26 protein-coding genes are annotated in these 19,094 nt (G+C 26.0%); 10 read left to right on the plus strand and 16 right to left on the minus strand.

Annotation, left to right across the window (positions count from 1 at the left end):
• The 10 genes from BN899_RS08270 to BN899_RS08310 all read right to left on the minus strand — a co-directional run.
• On the minus strand, positions 1–780 hold a 780-nt coding region (locus BN899_RS08270), incomplete at its 3' end, for a helix-turn-helix transcriptional regulator (protein ID WP_042274552.1).
• Positions 781–1,293: 513 nt separating this feature from the next.
• Positions 1,294–1,611: a hypothetical protein gene (locus BN899_RS08275; protein ID WP_042274554.1), complete on the minus strand. Its 318-nt coding sequence runs from the start codon at positions 1,609–1,611 to the stop codon at positions 1,294–1,296.
• A gap of 168 nt (positions 1,612–1,779) precedes the next feature.
• Positions 1,780–2,097 carry a hypothetical protein gene (locus BN899_RS08280; RefSeq protein ID WP_042274556.1) on the minus strand — a complete coding sequence of 106 codons (318 nt, stop codon included), beginning with the start codon at positions 2,095–2,097 and terminating at the stop codon, positions 1,780–1,782.
• A gap of 57 nt (positions 2,098–2,154) precedes the next feature.
• The gene (locus BN899_RS20975; protein WP_081712208.1) at positions 2,155–2,307 is read right to left on the minus strand and encodes a GNAT family N-acetyltransferase; all 153 of its coding nucleotides are present in this window, start codon (positions 2,305–2,307) and stop codon (positions 2,155–2,157) included.
• Positions 2,308–2,501: 194 nt separating this feature from the next.
• Complete coding sequence (locus BN899_RS19350) at positions 2,502–2,840, minus strand: hypothetical protein (protein ID WP_052356747.1); 339 nt, start codon at positions 2,838–2,840, stop codon at positions 2,502–2,504.
• Between the two features lie 319 nt (positions 2,841–3,159).
• Positions 3,160–3,360 (minus strand): cold-shock protein, encoded by a 201-nt coding sequence (locus BN899_RS08290; protein WP_021124347.1) that lies wholly within the window; start codon positions 3,358–3,360, stop codon positions 3,160–3,162.
• Positions 3,361–3,575: 215 nt separating this feature from the next.
• Positions 3,576–4,790: a S41 family peptidase gene (locus BN899_RS08295; protein WP_042274559.1), complete on the minus strand. Its 1,215-nt coding sequence runs from the start codon at positions 4,788–4,790 to the stop codon at positions 3,576–3,578.
• 14 nt (positions 4,791–4,804) lie between these two features.
• Positions 4,805–5,272, minus strand: a complete 468-nt coding sequence (locus BN899_RS08300; RefSeq protein WP_052356749.1) for a GNAT family N-acetyltransferase — start codon at positions 5,270–5,272, stop codon at positions 4,805–4,807.
• A gap of 26 nt (positions 5,273–5,298) precedes the next feature.
• Positions 5,299–6,360 carry a hypothetical protein gene (locus tag BN899_RS08305; RefSeq protein ID WP_042274561.1) on the minus strand — a complete coding sequence of 354 codons (1,062 nt, stop codon included), beginning with the start codon at positions 6,358–6,360 and terminating at the stop codon, positions 5,299–5,301.
• 191 nt (positions 6,361–6,551) lie between these two features.
• The gene (locus BN899_RS08310; protein ID WP_330362499.1) at positions 6,552–6,980 is read right to left on the minus strand and encodes a helix-turn-helix transcriptional regulator; all 429 of its coding nucleotides are present in this window, start codon (positions 6,978–6,980) and stop codon (positions 6,552–6,554) included.
• Between the two features lie 321 nt (positions 6,981–7,301).
• Here BN899_RS08310 and BN899_RS08315 point away from each other — a divergent pair, with 321 nt between their 5' ends.
• Positions 7,302–7,799: a 2'-5' RNA ligase family protein gene (locus tag BN899_RS08315; protein ID WP_042274565.1), complete on the plus strand. Its 498-nt coding sequence runs from the start codon at positions 7,302–7,304 to the stop codon at positions 7,797–7,799.
• Positions 7,800–7,863: 64 nt separating this feature from the next.
• Here BN899_RS08315 and BN899_RS08320 read toward each other — a convergent pair whose 3' ends face one another.
• A complete protein-coding gene (locus tag BN899_RS08320) occupies positions 7,864–8,163 on the minus strand; it encodes a (2Fe-2S)-binding protein (RefSeq protein WP_042274567.1) in 300 nt (99 codons plus the stop codon).
• Positions 8,164–8,293: 130 nt separating this feature from the next.
• Positions 8,294–8,920 (minus strand): FMN-dependent NADH-azoreductase, encoded by a 627-nt coding sequence (locus tag BN899_RS08325; RefSeq protein ID WP_042274570.1) that lies wholly within the window; start codon positions 8,918–8,920, stop codon positions 8,294–8,296.
• A gap of 178 nt (positions 8,921–9,098) precedes the next feature.
• Here BN899_RS08325 and BN899_RS08330 point away from each other — a divergent pair, with 178 nt between their 5' ends.
• The 6 genes from BN899_RS08330 (at position 9,099) to BN899_RS08360 (ending at position 13,100) form a co-directional block, all read left to right on the plus strand.
• Entirely contained in the window at positions 9,099–9,572 is a 474-nt protein-coding gene (locus BN899_RS08330) for a MarR family winged helix-turn-helix transcriptional regulator (protein ID WP_042274572.1), read from the plus strand.
• Positions 9,573–10,069: 497 nt separating this feature from the next.
• Positions 10,070–10,552, plus strand: a complete 483-nt coding sequence (locus BN899_RS08340; protein ID WP_042274576.1) for a DUF2691 family protein — start codon at positions 10,070–10,072, stop codon at positions 10,550–10,552.
• A gap of 92 nt (positions 10,553–10,644) precedes the next feature.
• Positions 10,645–10,926 (plus strand): ArsR/SmtB family transcription factor, encoded by a 282-nt coding sequence (locus tag BN899_RS08345; RefSeq protein WP_330362500.1) that lies wholly within the window; start codon positions 10,645–10,647, stop codon positions 10,924–10,926.
• Positions 10,927–11,041: 115 nt separating this feature from the next.
• On the plus strand, positions 11,042–11,785 hold the full coding sequence (locus tag BN899_RS08350; protein WP_042274578.1) for a metallophosphoesterase family protein: 744 nt from the start codon (positions 11,042–11,044) through the stop codon (positions 11,783–11,785).
• Positions 11,786–11,826: 41 nt separating this feature from the next.
• Positions 11,827–12,585 carry an arsenite methyltransferase gene (gene arsM, locus BN899_RS08355; protein ID WP_154658891.1) on the plus strand — a complete coding sequence of 253 codons (759 nt, stop codon included), beginning with the start codon at positions 11,827–11,829 and terminating at the stop codon, positions 12,583–12,585.
• An 83-nt stretch (positions 12,586–12,668) separates the two neighbouring features.
• A complete protein-coding gene (locus BN899_RS08360; protein WP_042274580.1) occupies positions 12,669–13,100 on the plus strand; it encodes a DUF4829 domain-containing protein in 432 nt (143 codons plus the stop codon).
• Between the two features lie 119 nt (positions 13,101–13,219).
• Here BN899_RS08360 and BN899_RS08365 read toward each other — a convergent pair whose 3' ends face one another.
• Positions 13,220–14,515, minus strand: coding sequence for a S41 family peptidase (locus BN899_RS08365; RefSeq protein ID WP_042274582.1), 1,296 nt, complete (start codon positions 14,513–14,515; stop codon positions 13,220–13,222).
• A 175-nt stretch (positions 14,516–14,690) separates the two neighbouring features.
• On the opposite strand from BN899_RS08365, the gene BN899_RS08370 reads away from it, so the two are divergent.
• On the plus strand, positions 14,691–14,993 hold the full coding sequence (locus tag BN899_RS08370; protein ID WP_042274584.1) for a hypothetical protein: 303 nt from the start codon (positions 14,691–14,693) through the stop codon (positions 14,991–14,993).
• A 244-nt stretch (positions 14,994–15,237) separates the two neighbouring features.
• On the opposite strand, the gene BN899_RS08375 is transcribed toward BN899_RS08370, so the two are convergent.
• Positions 15,238–15,735 carry a GrpB family protein gene (locus BN899_RS08375; protein ID WP_042274586.1) on the minus strand — a complete coding sequence of 166 codons (498 nt, stop codon included), beginning with the start codon at positions 15,733–15,735 and terminating at the stop codon, positions 15,238–15,240.
• 90 nt (positions 15,736–15,825) lie between these two features.
• A complete protein-coding gene (locus BN899_RS08380) occupies positions 15,826–16,389 on the minus strand; it encodes a GNAT family N-acetyltransferase (protein ID WP_042274589.1) in 564 nt (187 codons plus the stop codon).
• Between the two features lie 252 nt (positions 16,390–16,641).
• On the opposite strand from BN899_RS08380, the gene BN899_RS08385 reads away from it, so the two are divergent.
• Both BN899_RS08385 and BN899_RS08390 read left to right on the plus strand, forming a co-directional pair.
• A complete protein-coding gene (locus BN899_RS08385; RefSeq protein ID WP_042274590.1) occupies positions 16,642–17,217 on the plus strand; it encodes a sigma-70 family RNA polymerase sigma factor in 576 nt (191 codons plus the stop codon).
• Positions 17,210–18,247 carry a DUF4179 domain-containing protein gene (locus BN899_RS08390; RefSeq protein WP_042274591.1) on the plus strand — a complete coding sequence of 346 codons (1,038 nt, stop codon included), beginning with the start codon at positions 17,210–17,212 and terminating at the stop codon, positions 18,245–18,247. Before BN899_RS08385 ends, BN899_RS08390 begins: the two co-directional genes overlap by 8 nt.
• Positions 18,248–18,335: 88 nt before the next feature.
• Here BN899_RS08390 and BN899_RS08395 read toward each other — a convergent pair whose 3' ends face one another.
• Positions 18,336–18,863 carry a hypothetical protein gene (locus tag BN899_RS08395; protein ID WP_042274592.1) on the minus strand — a complete coding sequence of 176 codons (528 nt, stop codon included), beginning with the start codon at positions 18,861–18,863 and terminating at the stop codon, positions 18,336–18,338.
• Between the last annotated feature and the right edge of the window lie 231 nt (positions 18,864–19,094).

Here is a 19,094-nt window from a genome sequence, read left to right on the forward strand (position 1 = left end):
CTCTATATTTATTTCATAACTTCCATCATTATTATCAGTTATTGATTCTTTATCAAAGTCATCAAATACCCTATATAAAACTTCTTTTTTAACTTTTAATTTTAATTTAACTATTTTTTCTATCTTTTCTTCTAATTTTCCTATTCCTTCAAATTTAATGTCTCTTTCTTCAAATCTATCTTCTTGTACAACTAAATCCTTTATTCTACTTATTCTAAAAAGTCTAGTATCTTCTTTTCCTCTACAATACCCAAATAAGTACCATGTTTGCCCTTTGTATATAAGTTTTATAGGCTCAATTGTTCTTGCTGATTTATTTGCTAGACTATTTATATAGCTAAAATTTATTAGTTTTTTGTTTAGTATGGCCTCTTTTATTTTATCAAACTTGTAGTCTTCATTTAGATTACTTCCCCACCTTGAGAAATCTATATCTACCCAATTTTCTTCATTATTTTTATTTTTTATAAATCCTATTTTGTTCATTACTGAATTTATCTCAGGATATTTTATTGATGATAGTGCTTTTAATGCTACTATTAAACTTTCTTTGTCATTTTCAGATAATATTGTTTTATTTATTGAGTAATCTTCTAGTAAAGAAATTCCTCCACCCTTTCCTTTACTCATGTATACTGGAAACCCTGATAGTGATAGAGTTTCGATATCTCTGTATATTGTTCTTTTTGATACTTGAAATTTATCTGCTAGTTCTTTTGCTGTTGTTGTTTTTTTGTTTAGAAGTATTAATATGATTTCTGTTAGTCTATTGATTTTCATATTGCTCCTTAGTTTATTTATGTATTTTATTTACATCTTAATATTAAATATAATATTTTACAAGTAAAGAACCGTATCACTTACTTATGATACGGTTCTTTGTAACTACTAATTCTCCTTAGTCCTCGGAATATTAAAATTATTCGTATAAAATTAAGCTACCCTACAAATTGGAATTTCACTGACTAAACACCATTTTAAAGTCTTCAAATGTATTTAGTATCTTTATCTCTATTTGTTTTCATTAAGAAATCTTCCCAAAATTTATTAATCTTTTCTACTTTTTCACTCATATTTTCCCCCTCTACAAATTCATATTTATCTATACTATATAATTTTATGTATCTCTTTACTTAATTAAATATTTATGTGAAAAGCTATGTTTTATTGAGCATCAGTCAAGCATTAATTTTAAGTTTTGAATTTTAATATCTAAAAAAAATGTCCACTAAAACAGATGTTTTTTGAATAATTAAAGGCTATGTTAGCTTATTTCGTAATATATCAATATTATTATTCATTTTTGTTCGTAACATTTCCTATAATACTATCTCCAAAGCATATATCTATTAGAGCACTCAAAAAACCTAAAATTAAACCAGCTACAACACGACTAATACCTAATCTAATACCTAGTAAAACCGTTATTGATATTGCTAAGGCATGACCTGCAAAGTTTAATATACGTCTATTTATATTACTTAATTTGCCTAAGTCCCTTTGCATTGACTCAAATACACCACATGTTTTGTAATTTAATATGTAAAATAAAAAACTAAAAATTAGTCGTGACAAAATTGTAGCTATTATCATTCCCCATACACCTTCCACTTGTTTCACCCCTTTTATATATAATTTATAACAATTGTGGACTGTGATTATATATAATATTCAATTACTTTCCAATTTCCAAAAGTTTCATTAAACTTTAAGTAAAATACATTGTCTTAAGTAAATTCAATAAATCTATTTCTAATCGTATTTCTAGTAATATATTATTTATTCTCCTTCTCGCATATCAAATTCACAGTTATCAGAATTGATGCTATTAATTGCTATTGTAATTGTATTACTATACCCCTGAGATATTTCACTTTTTATTAAGTACTTCTTATCTACTTCACTTATAATCATTTTTAAATCTCTAACGTCATATAAAGTCCTAACTCCTGTTTGTTTATTTTCATTAGGTTTTATATTTTTTACTTTTGTGCTTATTTCATCTGAATTGTAGATAAATTCTATACAGTTTATTACTTCCCCTGTATTATTTTCGACTTTTAAAATTGTTGTACATGGAATTCCTGAAAAACTCATATATGTATCCCCCTTTTATATATTATAGAACTATACATTTTATATCAATTCTCAAACTTATATAGCAAATTTCATAATTGCGTCTCTCAATATACCTTCTCTTTTAAAACCAGCACAGGCATACGCTTTTTCAGCTCGATGGTTAAATGAAAACACGTCTAGTTCTAAGCGATGAAGATTTAATTTTTTAAATGCAAAATCTCTTGTCATTTCAATAGACCAAGAATCTATTCCTTTACCACATTCATCAAATTGAAATTTTGCTGATAATATTCTTCAGCATCATTTTCTTTTGATAAGCGTAAAATATAACCATTCTTTTCTAAAATCAACGTATTTTGATTCATAATACAATACCTCCAAATTCTGATTCATCTACACATTCTATAAATAACCTATATTTCTCATTTAGTTTTAGAATATTTCAACTTTAAAACTAATTTTGTTGGTATATAACCTAAAATATATGCTATTGAGTAATATATTAAATATATATTTGCAGAGTCATTTAGGTAAACAAAGATTATAACTAAAAATGTAATAAGTGATAAAGCCAACGGAGCTATCCACCCTATATTTTTTCTTGCACAGATTATTCCTTCTATCATAAAAGATAATGGGAAAAGTACAACTATTCCAACTATAAATAGCCCCTTCAAATTAAAGATATTTGATATAGTAAATATTATAAAAAATGTTATCAAAGGTATGAAAGTACCAAATCTATTTTTTTTAATAATCAATCCCTCCTTTAAAAGTAAACAATTTGTAAAAATTGCCATCTATCATATAATTTAATTATATCATTGCATAATCATTTTACACCATAATATATATACTTATATATCAAAGATATATTTGCGAACAATTCTATACTGCTTTTGTAATGCCTAGAAAAAGAGGGATCTCTCGTGAACAAGTTTATATTGAATCAGTGATTGATAGAATAAGATATGTTTTTTTGAACACTAAAATAGAGCACTTTAGTGCTCTGTTGGTTAACAATATAAAATATAATAAAAAAAAGACACAAGATGTGTCTTTTTCCCGAACATATATATATTATAATATAGTTATATTCTCTGCTTGAGGACCTCTAGCACCTTTAACTATATTAAAGCTTACTTTTTGACCTTCTTCTAATGATTTAAATCCATCAGTTTGTATAGCTGAGAAATGAGCAAATACATCTTCTCCTCCATCTACTGTTATGAAACCAAATCCTTTTTCATTGTTAAACCATTTTACTATTCCATTATTCATTTAAAAATACTCCTATGAACCTATTTCTAGGTTGCTCTTAATTTATTTGTGTATTGCTACAAATATTATTATATCACATGTTATTAATAATAGATAGTCTTTTTTTATTTAACTATTATTTTTCAACATATCATTAAACAATTGCCACTTCTCATTATTAATCTCAACTAATATACATTAGTTTCTATATTCTAACAATTACATAAAATTTTATCCTATAATTTTTCTTCTTTTTTAATATATTCAATTAAATCATCTAAGGAATTCATATATAAATCCAATGATGTTCCTTCTTCTAGATTGCTACTTCCATCTTTATTTAATCCTTTTCCTGCTGTACTTCTAACAACTAAACCACTATTTGTTAGTGAAAATACTATAGGGTCAATACCTACACCATCACCACCACTATTTTGATTTCCTACAACAGTTGCCCAACCACTATTTTTGCAAAATACGGCAAATGCTTCAGATGATGAAAATGAATTTTTATCTACTAGTAAATATATATTTCCATTATAACCTTTTTTATCTTCTCCACCTTCCCATATGCTTTTATTAGTAAATTTCATATTATATTCACTATAATATTTATAATCATCTATATTTTTAACTTTTTTCAATATACCCTTCTTAGGAAATTTTTTTATATCTTTTAAATCAATTCCTCTACTTGAATAATAATCTTTTGTTATTTTTCCTTCTTTGTGAAGTTCATATGTTGTACTTTCATACGTATTATTTACTATAGGCTTTACTATGTGATTCATCCATAATAAACTATTGCCCCCAACATTACCTCTTATATCTATAATATAGTTGTTGTAATTATCAAGTGTTTTATATAAATCTTTTATTTTATCAGTATCTTCCTTATTAAATTCTAAAAAGCTATTAATTTTCATATATGCTATATCTTCATCAATTATTTTTGTTTCTATATTATCCTTATTGTAATCAGATACCTTATCATTAACCTTTTTATATACTCTGTTTAGTTTGTTGTCTTCATTTAGATAATTTTCCCATTTTTTATTTTTATCAGTAAATATTTCATCATTTAAGATATCTTCTTGATATTTGCTGTTATATACTCGTCTATACCAATCTACATTACTAGGATTTATTAAATTTGTATGTCCATCATTAAGTAAACTTATTGAATAATTCATTATGTCATAAAATTCCTTATTGTTATCGCTATTTTCTATTTCTTCTTTTAAAATTTCATAAAAATCCAAATACTCTATGTTAGATTTATTATAAAAAACATCAAAATTACAGTAATTATCTTTCATTGTATTTATATAATAATCAAAATCCTCTACCTTTTCTTCTTTAGTTAATTCTTTCAATTTATCATTACTACTACATCCAACTGATAAACTTAATGACAAAATTAATATAACTAAACTTATTATTTTTTTCATATCAATTCTCCTGACTATAATATAAATTCCATAGGGGTATACCTTATTCCGTTCTTAACTTTCTCTGTATCTGTGGCAATAAAACCTACTTTATAATAAAACTGTAGTGCATATGGAGAAGAATTAAGTTTGATTTTATCTACATTTTTCTTTCTTGATTCTATAATAATTTTATTAAATAACTTTGTCGCAACTCCATTTCTATGGTAATTTTTATCTACAAAAAGAAGAGATATATGATTTCTTACACTTATTGCTAATACCCCAATAACCTTGCTATCTTTAAAAGCACCTATCATTATTTGCTCCCCAGTTTTGAATCGATTTCTAAATTCTTTATTTTCAATAATTTGTTTCTTAAATTCATCAATACCATCTTGGCTATAATCTGGAGCATCAAACTCCATAAATACTGTATCAACTAATTCAAATGCTTCATCAAGCATATCATAATCAATAATATTTATAATAAAGCTATCCACAATAACTCCCCCTATTAATTCATATATTATTTAGATTTTTCCTCTAAGACTTTTTTGTAAAATTCAATGCTTATATCTTCTAAGCTAACATCTTCTGTACTAAAATTATTTTCAATTAGATAATTGTAAAATTCCAAATCATATGCATAAGTATTAACATTTATTTTTTTGCCATATTGCTTATAACCTAAGTACCTTGTAAAACCTTGAACTAAGTTTTCTTCACACCAACCTATCCAATCATAAGCACTTTTACCTAATTTTTCATAACTATCAACTAAATATTTGTCTTTTCTTAAATTGTCTGCTATCTTAGTAAAATCATCCTTTCTTGTAAAATTCCTAAATAATTCATGTGAGAATTCGTGAAATGGTGTGCTTAATAAATTATCTGTACTTGTACCTGGCTGAATAGTTGATATCTTATAATTTTCATGTTCAAATCCCATAGCCCCTATAGGTGCTAAATCATAATAAAATAAAGCCTTGTAATCCTTCTTGAATTTTATTCCACTATTTTCTTCCATAAATTTAAAAATATCTGTATTTTTCTTTGCTAAAAAAGAATTCATCTTTTTAACATCTTTTTCAATACTAGGATTATTTTCTTGTATAAGATCCTTTAAGTATTCTTTATAAAAGTAATTAAAAAATACTTGAATGTCTTCTTTTAAAGTTTCACCTAACGCTAAATTAGATTGACTATTAAGCTTTTCTACTATTTCTTCAACACTAGCATTGTCATCTAAAGAAATAGTTTCTGTAATATATTGCGGACCACCATAATCATCAAATATTCTTATTAATCTCCTTTTCATATTAGAATCCATAGTAGAATAAGTATTTTTTAACCATTCATAATATTGTAATCCGTACTTTCCACCATTTTTATAAAGCTCTTCATTAAATTCAGTAGTATTTTTAAAATTAACTCTATAAACATCATAAGCAACTGTAATTAAAGAAATCTTTAAAGTTAATCCTCTAACCTCAATATTACTATCTTTGCTATCTATGTTTCTATTACTACAACCTGGAAATATTAATAATGACAGTGACAAAAATAACATTATTAATTTTTTCTTCATTTTTCCCTCCTAATTTTTAATATAAAATCATTAGTTAATCTAATTATTTTAAATATATAACTATTAAACTATACTATATTCTACTAAGCTCTATGACTATTTATAGATATCTTAGTAACTTATGTTTACTGATTCTTTAAGTTTTATTATATAAATAAAAGGCTATGTTATTTAAACATAGCCTTTTATAGTTATTTATTTTTCTTTTTCTCCATTTTATATTTTTTATAAAGAATATCTTTTAAAATCAAAACAGCATCCGTGTCGTTTAAATCAAACTCATCTTTAAAAGTGTCGTACAACTCAGATATCTTTTCACAATATGTATTTATTCCATTTATCCCTTGATATGAAGCCAAAATTGGATACTTTTTGCTCCATGCACTAGTCCAGTCAATTTCATCAACTATCATTTCTATACTAGTTAAATCCCCACCAATAGGATTTTCGCTAACAAGATAGTCATAACTTACATTGTAAAGTTGGCTTAGTAATTTTGCTTTAGTAAGTTCAGGAACTGTTTGATCCGTTTCCCATTTGCTTACCGTTTGGCGAGATACATTTAATTTTTCAGCAACCTCTTCTTGAGATAAACCTGATTTTTTACGCAAATCTAACAATCTTTCTCCTAATGACATAATAATCACAACCTTTTTTCAAATTAATTTATAAATATAGTATATTAAAAACTAAAAATTTTTTCTATCAAGTAGAAATGGAGATTTGTCAACTAAACTTAACATTTCATAGATTAGTTAATATCTTATCGATCAATAATCTCACGATTTAAGAGTTGAATAATTTTATCATTTTCCTTAAATTTTCTTATCATACTCTAATACAGCCTATTTATAATCCTATATTTTTGGTTTTAACCCTATTTTTTATTGGTATATATATTATAATAATATTATAGCCTAATATTAATTAGGAGGTGCCTTATGGAAGGTAGATTTTTATATGTAATGGCTAAATACGATGAAGAAACTGAAAAAAAATTAAATAAGATAAAAAAGGCCCTTTTTGATGCTGGGTTTGTTAAAAATCAAGCCTCTGATTTTCCAAATCATATTACATTAGGCTCATTTGAACTTGATAAAGAATGTGAATTAAAGGATAAAATAAAAAAACTTTGCAAAAATACTAAAAAGATACCCGTTTCATTTAATAACATAGGTTTATTTGGAATGAAAGTGCTTTTTATTGCTCCATCTGTAACACATGAACTATTAAATTTACAAGAACCATTTAATAGCAGCTATCCTAATAATTTCAACTGGGTAGCACATACAACAATGATACTTGATGAGCCAGAAGTGATACAAAAAGCATTACCAATTGTTGCTGAAAACTTTTCTTCTTTTTCAGGTTATATTGAAAGTATTGTCTTGTATGAATTTTCTCCATCAAGATTTATCTTAGAAGAAAAGCTAATATAAATAATAAAGGGATATGTTTTAAAATATATCCCTTAGTTATAGTTATAATAAAATTGTAAACTAATTATCTTTTATTTTCTACGATGTTTGATATAATACCCTTACATTTTCCACAGCCTGTACCTGCTTTAGTAACTTCGCCAACTTTTTCAACAGTATCTGCTCCATTTTTTACTGCTTCTACTACTGTTTCTATTGATACATTTTTACATTTACATGCATTTTTTAAAAGCTCTTCTACATCCTTAACTTCTTCTTCATTTTCAATAGCTATATCAGATATTCCTTTAAGCTCTTCAATAGTTCTAGCTCCTTGTGCTTGAGCCATTCTAACTTTTAAGTATTTTTCTAATTCTAGTGTCATATTTATTTCTCCTTAACATTTAAATTTATTATCAATATCTTAATTCTATAACCTTGTTATGTAATATAAAGATATTTTGATATTCTATATATTGCCCATATTAATATTTTACTATTTAATGTTTTGTTAATTAAAACGTACTTGCTAATTTTACAGCCTCTTCAAGTCCTTCTGCAATAATTTCTTCTGCCTTATCTCTGAACTTATTGTGACCTTCAATCACTACTTTCTCTATATCTGTTGCACCTAAGAAGTTCATCATAGTTGATACGTACTTAACAGCCATTTCCATTTCAGCTCCTGGTCCTTCAGAATATACACCACCACTTGCGTTTAATAATGCAATTTTCTTATTTCCAATAAGACCTACCGAACCTTCTGGAGTATATTTAACTGTTTTGCCTACACGGTTTAAGTAATCAATATATGTGTGTAGCACAGCTGGAATTGTTAAATTCCATAGCGGGAAACCAAATACAACTTTATCAGCTGCAAGGAATTGATCTAAATATTTATCAGCAACAGCTAGTTCTTTTGCTTCCTTTTCTGTTAAATCAAGTCCTTTACTAGACTTGAAAATTCCGTTAATCATATCTACTCCCATATATGGCAATTCTTCATTGTATAAATCAAGCTCTACCACTGTATCATTTGGATGTGATTCTTTGAAACTTGCTAAAAAAGTTTCATATAATTTCACACTAACCGCCTGCTCTGCTGGACGATTGTTTGCTTTTACAAATAAAACTGTTGTCATTTTTCTTTTCCTCCTGTCACTCACTATTGTGTTGTTATATATTTATTCTCTAAAAATGGCATCCCATTTCTTTTACAATAAAAATTAATATAGTCAACTTGATTGACTATATTCAATATAGTACAATATAATTTAGATAAAGTCAACTTAATTGACTTTATTTAAGGAGGTTTTATATATGAGTTATCAAAAATTTAGTGAATTAGACCTTACATCACTTTTGTCATTATCATTTAGTACATTGATTGATGAACTAAATGACAGAATGAGTGAATTAGGATTTGAGGATATTAGACCTGCACATGGTTTTTTATTTACATGTATCACTCCTAATGGAGCAACAGGTATAGAAATAGCTGAATACTTAGGAATTACAAAGCAAGCTGTTAGTAAAATGGTTGATGATCTTGAGAAACGTGGTTATGTAATGCGCCAAACTCATCCCACTGATAAGAGAGGGAAAATTATTGTTTTGACAGAACAAGGTCGCTTAATAATGAAAGCAAAAGAAGAGATACTAGCTGAGATTGAAAAGCGTTGGATGGAAAACATAGGCACTGAACGAATGCAAATGCTTAAAGAAGATTTAACAAAACTAGTTCATAAAGCAAATGAAGGTAAATTATCATCTAGGTTAAAACCTGTCTGGTAGAAATAAATCTGTACTTTATGCAATAATACTTGTATTTCACGCAAATTATTATATATACCTATATAAAAACTGATATCATATAAATATAAAATAAATTATACAGCTAGTTTGGGAGGATATATAATGTTTGAACTTTTAGTAATCGTATTAAGTTGCGCACTTCTGTTTATTAGTGCTTACCAAGTTTTAGTAAAAGATAATTTTAAATTTACGAAAATACCAGAAATTTGTTTGCAAAAAGTATCTATTAAAGATAGATTATATTTACGAAAATCAATAGGTATATCATATATTATTTTGGGACTTTTTATAGGATTGCTGACTATAACTAGGTCACCACTAGTAATTAAACTTATAATTATTAGTACTGTGATTATAGGTATCCACCTTATTAGAATAACTATAAAATTTGTTAATTTGAGATAATAGATAAATTGCGTATAAAAAATTAAATTTTACTAACTAAAATTTAATTATTATTTTTGTGAGGTTTAAATATGAGAAGTGCTATTTTAGAAAAGGGTGAACCTTATTACACTTATATGAGCAAAATTTTTAATGCAATAGAAGATGAACAGTTAAAATATAACTGGTTAATTACTAATTGTGAATGTTATCCTGAAGATAAAAATATTAATGAATTATTTTCAAAAGAATATATTTGGATATCAGGTAAACAATTTGCAGAGATTATAGCTAAAGAAGACTTTCAATTTATTTGGGGTGTTTTTTCAGGATTTTCTAAAGATATTACTTTTGAACAAGTGCTAAAATATGATTTACCTTTTGCAGATGGGTATGAAGGGTTTTGGGTGAATAATATAGGCATTCAGCATCCATTAGCAGAAGTAGAAATCGTTGCTTGGGATAGTTCTCTTACTTTATTAATTAGTAAGAATGACAATTTAGTTGAAAAGTTTAGGCGTAATCTTCCTATGTCTAAAGATTTGTCAGAACTAAATACAAGAAATAATATGTAAATATAATTTTTTACAGCTATCCTGTTTACAAATTATTTTTTTTGGAATATCATATGAGTGTAAATGAATATGAAATTTAAAAAGGAGTTCTTATGGAAACTTTACAAATGTTAAAAGCTTTGAGTGATGAAACTAGAATAAGAATACTTAATATTTTAAGAGATGGTTCTTTGTGTGTTTGTGAGATAGAGGCAATACTTGAAATTACTCAGTCTAATGCATCTAGACATTTGACTAAACTTACAAACGTTAACTTAGTTAATTCTTATAAAGACGCAAAATTTGTCTACTACAGATTAAATGAAGATACTATAAATCAATTTAACTTTATAAAGGCAATTTTAAATGAAGAGTTAGATAATGAAAAAAATTAAAAGAAGACTATGCTATCTTAAAAGCTTATAAGTCTGCCAATCTTAACTGTGATACAGTTTCTCAGATAAAAGATATCATTTCAGAAATTAAGGGATAAATCCAGGAGGTAGACCCATGAAAATAGCAGTAATATCAGATATACATAGCAACATATATGCCCTAGAATCAGTTTTAGAAAATATAAACAAAAAAGATGTAGATATGATAGTTTGTACTGGTGATTTAGTAGGATATGGAACAAGACCAAATGAAGTTATTGAGACTTTAAAGAAAAATAAAATACTTACAATAATGGGGAATTATGATGATGCTATAGGTAACTTAAAAATAGCTTGTGGATGTGCTTACCCTGATCCTAAAGATGCCCAAAAAGCTGGGCTTTCAATGCATTTTACGAGTCAAACTACAACAAATGAAAATAAAGAATACTTAAGAAGTTTACCAAAAGAATTAGTTTTTACATTTGATAATAAAACTATAAGATTTGTTCATGGAAGTACAAGACTTATAAATGAATACCTAAAAGAAAATTCAAAAGAAGCAGATGAAGTTATGAGTGAGTTAGTTGAAGATATATTAGTTTGTGGGCACACTCATATACCCTATGCTAAGTATTATGGAAAAAAGTTACTTGTTAATGCTGGAAGTGTTGGGAAGCCAAAAACTAATAGACCTGATGCAAATTATGTAATTATAGATATAAAAAATGAAGATGAAGTATCTAAAATCCCATCAAGTGTTGAAGTAGAAATTATAGAAGTTAAATATGACTTTGAAAAAATAGCAAAAGAAATAGAAGAAAATAAAATACTTCCAAATGACTTTGCAAGACTTATAAGAGAAGGTATTTCAAAATAAAACCAACTAGTAAAAAATTATAAAAAGGTGGTGCTTATAGTATGAAAGACATTACTAATGGAGATTTAAAAAATGTAGTTAGAGACAGCTATAAGAAAATAGTAACAAAAGAATCTGGCTTTAGTTGTTGTGGTGAAGATATCTCTAAAAGTATAGGATATTCTAATGAAGATATGGATACTGTACCAAAGGATTCTAACTTAGGTTTAGGGTGTGGAAATCCACACTTAGTTGCAAATATACATGAAGGTGAAACTGTGCTTGATTTAGGTAGTGGAGCTGGATTTGATTGTTTCTTAGCATCTAAAAAAGTTGGATATAAAGGATTGGTTATAGGAGTAGATATGACTCCTGAAATGTTAAGTGAAGCAAGAAATAATGCACTAAATAACAATTATAAAAATGTAGATTTTAGACTAGGTGAAATTGAGAATCTACCTGTAGCAAATGACTTAGTTGATGTTATAATATCAAACTGTGTTATAAATCTATCTCCTAACAAACAAAGAGTATATGATGAGGCTTATCGTGTACTGAAAACTGGTGGTAGATTATCTATATCAGATATAGTTCTTATGAAAGATTTAACTCTAGAAATGAAACAAGATGAAAAACTATATTGTGGCTGAGTCACAGGTTCCTCTTCAGTTGAAGAGTTAGAAGTTTACTTAAAAAGATCAGGATTTAAAAATATAAAAATAGACGTAAAGCCTGTTTCTAAAGAATATGAAGAAAAATGGGGACATAATTTAAATGTAGGTGAATATATTATGTCTGCTTCAGTTACAGCTAATAAATAAAACTATCATTTTATGCTTAGGAAATGTTTAGTATAATATTGACTAGATATAAAATTAAAACTCAAAAGGATGGGGATATTTATATGAAAAAAGTGATATCTTTTTTCAGCATAATTTTAATAGTATTTTCTTTAGTTGGTTGTAATCAACTTGGCAAAACTAATGATGCTAAAGTAACTATTGGAAAATCTGTAAAGTTTAGCGAAAAGGAAATAGAGGATGCAATAGAGTGTGTAAAAGATAAATTTAAGAGTTTTCAGGGATGTGATCTTACTGACTTGTGGTATGATGAAGATAGATCAAACACTCTTGTTGATGATTATTTAAAATATGGGCTCGGCTCTGAAAATGGATCTACTGCTGAGAATGTAATTGTATTAATGTCTAATTTTAATGTAGGTTCTTCAGGTGGAGATGGTAGTTTTGAACCTAATTCAACTTACTCTGATTGGCAATGGGTACTAGTAAGAGATAGTAAAACATCAAAATGGAAAGTTGATGATTGGGGTTATTAAAAATAAATATGAGGGGACTTCTCCCCTCTTTAATGTATAGTTAAATTTCACCACTATTCTTAAACATAACATAATTTTTATATTTATTAACTATTTTATTTAACATAATCAATTTATTTTTATTCCTTAATTAATTCTAGTGTTTTTTCTAATGCATCTTCTCCATCTTCTACTCTAATGTGTGGTTCTAGTACTTTTTGAGAATCTTTAGTTTCATCTGGTCTAAGCCATTTTACAAATGAAATTTGACCTTGTATCTTAGAGTTTTTAAGCATAAAAGGTATGATATTTCCAAATGAAGAAGGTGTATTTCTACTTGGTTTACCTACTAATGTACCTAACTCACCATCACTAACTACAGTTGCTAACCACTGAGCAGAACTAAAAGTTTTTTCATTCATAAGTACATATAGTTTTATATCCTCATTTTTAACTACATCATTACTTCTTTTAAAGGTTTCATAACCACTAGATTTAGCTTCTGGGTACATTTCATTTACTAGTTTTGAGTATCTTTTTACTCCTCCAAAACCTCCTGCTTTTATTTTAAGGGACTCTAGTATCATCTCACAAGCTGTTGAATCACCACCTGGGTTATCTCTTACATCTATAATTACATTTTTAAGATTATCTAAATTGTTATTTAAATACGATATTACCTTTTTTAAACTATCATTAACTTTACATATACCAAGCTTTATATATGCTGTGCTTTCATCAATATTTTTAGCATAAATATCATGATTGGATTTATTATATCTATCATAACCATTAAATTCTACTTTCATTTCATAGTTGCTTTTTCCCTCTTTAATACTTAATATTATATCTTTTGATGTATCAACACCTGCACTTATTAATACTAACTTTTCTTTTGACATACTGGAGTTATTCACATACTCATATACATAGTTTTCTGCTGGAAAAGTTTCATCTATTACTTTTATAATCTCTTCAACACTAACATTATTTATTGATGTAACAATTTTATTTGTAGGTTTGTTGCTATCATCTAGTAATACTAAGTTTTTATCTATATACTTCCAATTAATATCTAAAGAGTTTGCTCCTTTAAAATAAACCATTGTATGACCATCTTCTATTGATGATGTGTACTTACTAAGGGCTAACTGAAATTCTCCTATTGTCATTTCTTTTTTTGTATCTTTTATAAATTTATTTTTAGCTTCTTCATATTCTTTTGGTACTTCTTCTAGAAATATTGGATGAGTACTTTCCATAATGTCTATCATTTTATTTCTATCTTCTTTTATCTCTTTTTTAGTGATCTTAGCATCAAGTTCTGATTCTCCTGTAATAATAGAATTATTTTCTTTATTTACAAAAGCTATTATAGTTATAAATATTAAACTTAACAAAATTATTGTAAACCACTTACTATTTATTTTTTTCATACTCTCCTCCATTTATAAAAATAATTATTAATGCAGTTTGTTTTAACTATTTGCTGAGTAGATAACTTGTAGTAAAATGAAAATATATATCATCAGATGTTATATAAGTTTAGAGTCTAGTTATATTGCTAAAAAGGATTTAATATATTAAAAATGTCACTTGGGGGATTTCACATTGGGTAAGGAATTAAATGATTTAAATAAAAAATTGAAAGAATGGAAATGGCTTATAGCTTTAGTTGTTTTAGTTATCACAACTTCTAAAGGTTTTATTATAGATATTATAGGTAAAAGTACCTACAATATTATTATTTTTTCTGTTATGTTTTTATTTGGTGCTTATTTAGAATATTATCTTATCAAAGATATCAAAAGCTCTAAAGATTTCGAATTTAAAATCCTAGAAAAAGATTTTATAATTGCTTCTATTTTAATTTTTATTACAATGATTTACTTTGCATCTTTATTAATAATCTAGTTGTTAAAATATATTTTAGTTTAAAATAAATAAACTTTCAATATATTACTATATTATTTTGTAACTTATTACAAGTAATGCCTACATATATAAGACCATTTGTAATTGTCAAAGGCTCCTAAATTAATAAATTTTTACAATATAAAAATCCAAGCTATCTCTAACTTGGATTTAAATTCATTTTAATTTATATATTATTTTATCATACTTATTTGTGCTTTTTTATTTTTTCTGGTTATACCAGTTAACTGCATTTTTTTTCTAACTCTTTTACAAATGAATCTTTTCCCAAGCAATATGCTTCAATATCATTTGGGTATTTATTTGCTAACTCTTGCTTTAACTCTCCATATGCATGTGCTTTTTCAGGATGAGTTCTTAAATAATCTCTAACTGCAAGGTGCCTTTTTATATTATAGGTATCACTTGCCTCAAATATATGTATATGATGAGTTCTATTTTCTAAACCTTTTCTAAAGAATCGTCTACCCTTAATCCCATATTCCCCCATAGGCTCATATCCTAATTTTTCAAATTCATGATTATGCTTATCTACTTTTTCAATATCATTTACAACTGGGATAATATCAATTATTGGCTTAGCTTTTAAATTCTTAACTGAAGTACTTCCAATATGATGAATTTCTACTAATTCTTCTTTAAGTATTTCTTTTATGCTATCTGCTTCTTTTTGAAATAAAAAAGGCCACTCTGGATTGTAATTAACTACTACTATATTCATATTTACTCTCCCTTTTTATTATTTTATAACTCATAAATATTTTAAATCTACTTATTATATTTATATATTAAAAAGTAACTAATTTATTAATTAGAAGTCTAGTTTTATATTAGTCCAATCTCTTTTTAATAAATCCATATAAATAACATCACTAAAAATTCCATATCTACTATCGAAATATGCTTCTCTTATTACACCAATTTTTTTAAATCCAAACTTTTCGTATAAGCTTTGTGCTCTTTTATTATCTTCCATCGTAGTTAATTCAATTTTATTTAAGTTTAGAAATTTAAACATAAAATCAATAAAATGATATAATGCATCTTTCCCCTTTCCATTTCCTTGCTCATCTAATTCACAAATTTTTATACCTAACTCAGCCTTTTGATTTCTAGCATCATAATCACAGTAATTAACTTCCCCAATAGGTTTTAAATCTTCTTTATTACAAATGATAAATATTTTACTTGTTGGAAATAGTTGACTGCATTCAAATTCATTAATAATGCTATTTTTTATACTCTCTTTACTTTGAAGTACTCCAAATTTATGTGTTGCATGTTCCATTAATTCTCCGTTATTCCACCAATTGTATAGATAGTCATCATCCCCCATTTGTAGTGGTCTTATTATTATGTTTTTTCCCTCTATCATACTGTATTTCCCCTTTTTAACTTATAGTTTATCTAAATATTAATATATAAATTGTATATATACTAGCAATAAAATATATTCTTCTAGACTATTTATTTTATAAAATAAATATAATATCCTCTTTAGTTATAAAAAATATTATAATAGTAATCTACATAAGAAAACTAAAATAAAAAATATATATATATATTGAAACTATATGACTATATAATGCATCTTATATATGTAATTTGAACTATTAAGGAGATTGAGATGATAAAAAGCAACATTATAAAAAGGGGAAAAGTATTTAATATAGGTCAAAAATCTTATTCCGAAGAATTTTTGATAAAGCAATCACAGTATGGAAATGATAATTCTTTTGAAAAGCTAATGGATATATATGAAAGTTATCTTTATAAAATGGCATTTCTATATGTTAAAAATGAACATGATGCTTTAGATATATACCAAGAAACAGTATTAAAAGCATATATGAATATATCAAAATTAAAAGATCATAAATCATTTAAAACGTGGATAACAAAAATATTAATAAATAATGTTTATACAAGAAGTAGACATTACAATAAATTTCAAGATGAATGTGTTGAAGATTACATTGGTGATTTTTCATACTCAAATATTGAGGAAAAATTAGACTTATATGATGCTATTGATGTATTGGAAGAAAAATATAGAACGCCTATTATACTACAGTATTTTTATGATTTAACTACTCAACAGATTTCAGAAATAACAAATTCTAATGAAAATACTGTTAAAACTAATATAAGAAGAGCTAAGAAAAAAATGTATGATATATTAAAGGAGGATAAAAATGACTAAATTTGATGATATAAAAATACCTCATAATATAAAAGATAAAACTAGAAAAACTATAGAAAAAGGGAGAAGTCTAAAGAAAAAGAAGAAGTTTAAATATCTAAAAGTAGCATCAGTAGCTATTTTGTTAATTGGGGTATGTATCACAACTTTACATCCTTCTTTAGCAAATGAAATACCTAATTTAGATGGCTTTTTTGAAAATATGAGTTTTACTATGAAAGAAAAAGATAAATATACTACATATGTACAAGGAGTTAACTTAACTAAAACTGTAAATGATGTAAGCATAACCATTGATGAAATAGTCTGTGATGGTCATAAAATATACTTTACTTATACCATAAAATCAAAAAATAAATTACCTCGTCAAAAAGAAGAAGGCTTTTATAAAGACCATTTACTTTTAGATATGAAAATAAATGTAAAAAATGGAACTGCAACTGAATATTCATCTTCAACGAATGGCTATTTAGATGATTATACGTATGAAGGAATGAATACATATGATTTAACATTCAAGGGTGAAAAAGCACCTAAAGTAATAAATTTAAACATTTTAATAAATAATATCTATACAAATGAACCTGATTCTGAAACAGTAGCTGAAAATATAGAAGGTCCTTTCAACTTTAAATTAAAAGTTTCACCTAATACATGGAGCAAAGTTATAAATGTAAATGAAACAAAAAATGGATTTACAGTTGACTCATTAGAAGTAAGCCCTTATAGTGTAACTGTTAATGTACGATTTCCAAGGGAATTTATATTTAATAAGGATAAATTTAAAGATCCATCTATACGTTTAGAATACATGTATGCATCAGGTTTTGGTGGGAAAAGCTATGAAGATGATATAAATTCCAAGGAATATAAGATAAAAAACGGTATGGTTTATGATAGTATCGTAACCGATAATCATTATGGAATAGGAAAATATGATATAACTGAGTATATAATAGTTAAGTTTTTAGATTTAAAAGATAAATCAGAAGATAATGTTACTGAGTTTAAAGTTTATATAAATAAGTAACTAACCTATTAATAAAGAGGGTCAAAATTGACTCTCTTTATTATACAATATAATAAATCTGTGAATTTTGATTATTTAAATTAGCCTCTTAAAACAGTGCTTTTAATTTTTCATTATATTTAATTGCTTCTATCATAATTTTCTCTTTAATTAGCCTTATTTCTTCTTCTATTGGTTTTTCTAAAACTAAAAATTCATCATCACAATTGATAACCTCATCATAAGCATAATATAATGAATATAATTCACTAAACCCAATACACTCATAAGCATATTTTTCTTCTTCATCATTAAAACATTCTAAATTCCATAATACTTCATCAATGATTTTCTTTAAGCCATCTATTAAATCAAGTTCTTTTTTTATCATTTGATTTATATGGTGCTCAATCAATAATAAACCAGCCATTTTTTGATTTGGTACTTCAATATTCAATTCCTCTAGTGTTAGTTTTAGATAATAGTCTATATCCCAAGGATAGTTATCTAATCCTGCTAGTATCCTTAAAGATGGAGTGTCATATCCTTCTTCAAGAAGTTTTTCTGCTCTTAGCGGTAAATCTTCTATTTGAAGATTTCCTAAAACGTATTTTGAAATATCTATTATAAAATTCATATATTCCTCCAAATTAATTCGCACTTTATAACAATTATAAATATTATACTAAATAATGATATAATTTAACTATATAATAGTTCATAATTTTTATAAATTAAAAACAACAATAGGATGGATTTTAATAGGGGGATATAATATGAAAAAAGTAATGATTTTAATTACATTACTAATTACATTAATTATTACAGGATGTACTCAAACAAAAGATTTGCAAATAGAATATGAAGA

It is taken from the genome of Faecalimicrobium dakarense, from assembly GCF_000499525.1.
GTDB lineage: Bacteria > Bacillota > Clostridia > Peptostreptococcales > Peptostreptococcaceae > Faecalimicrobium > Faecalimicrobium dakarense.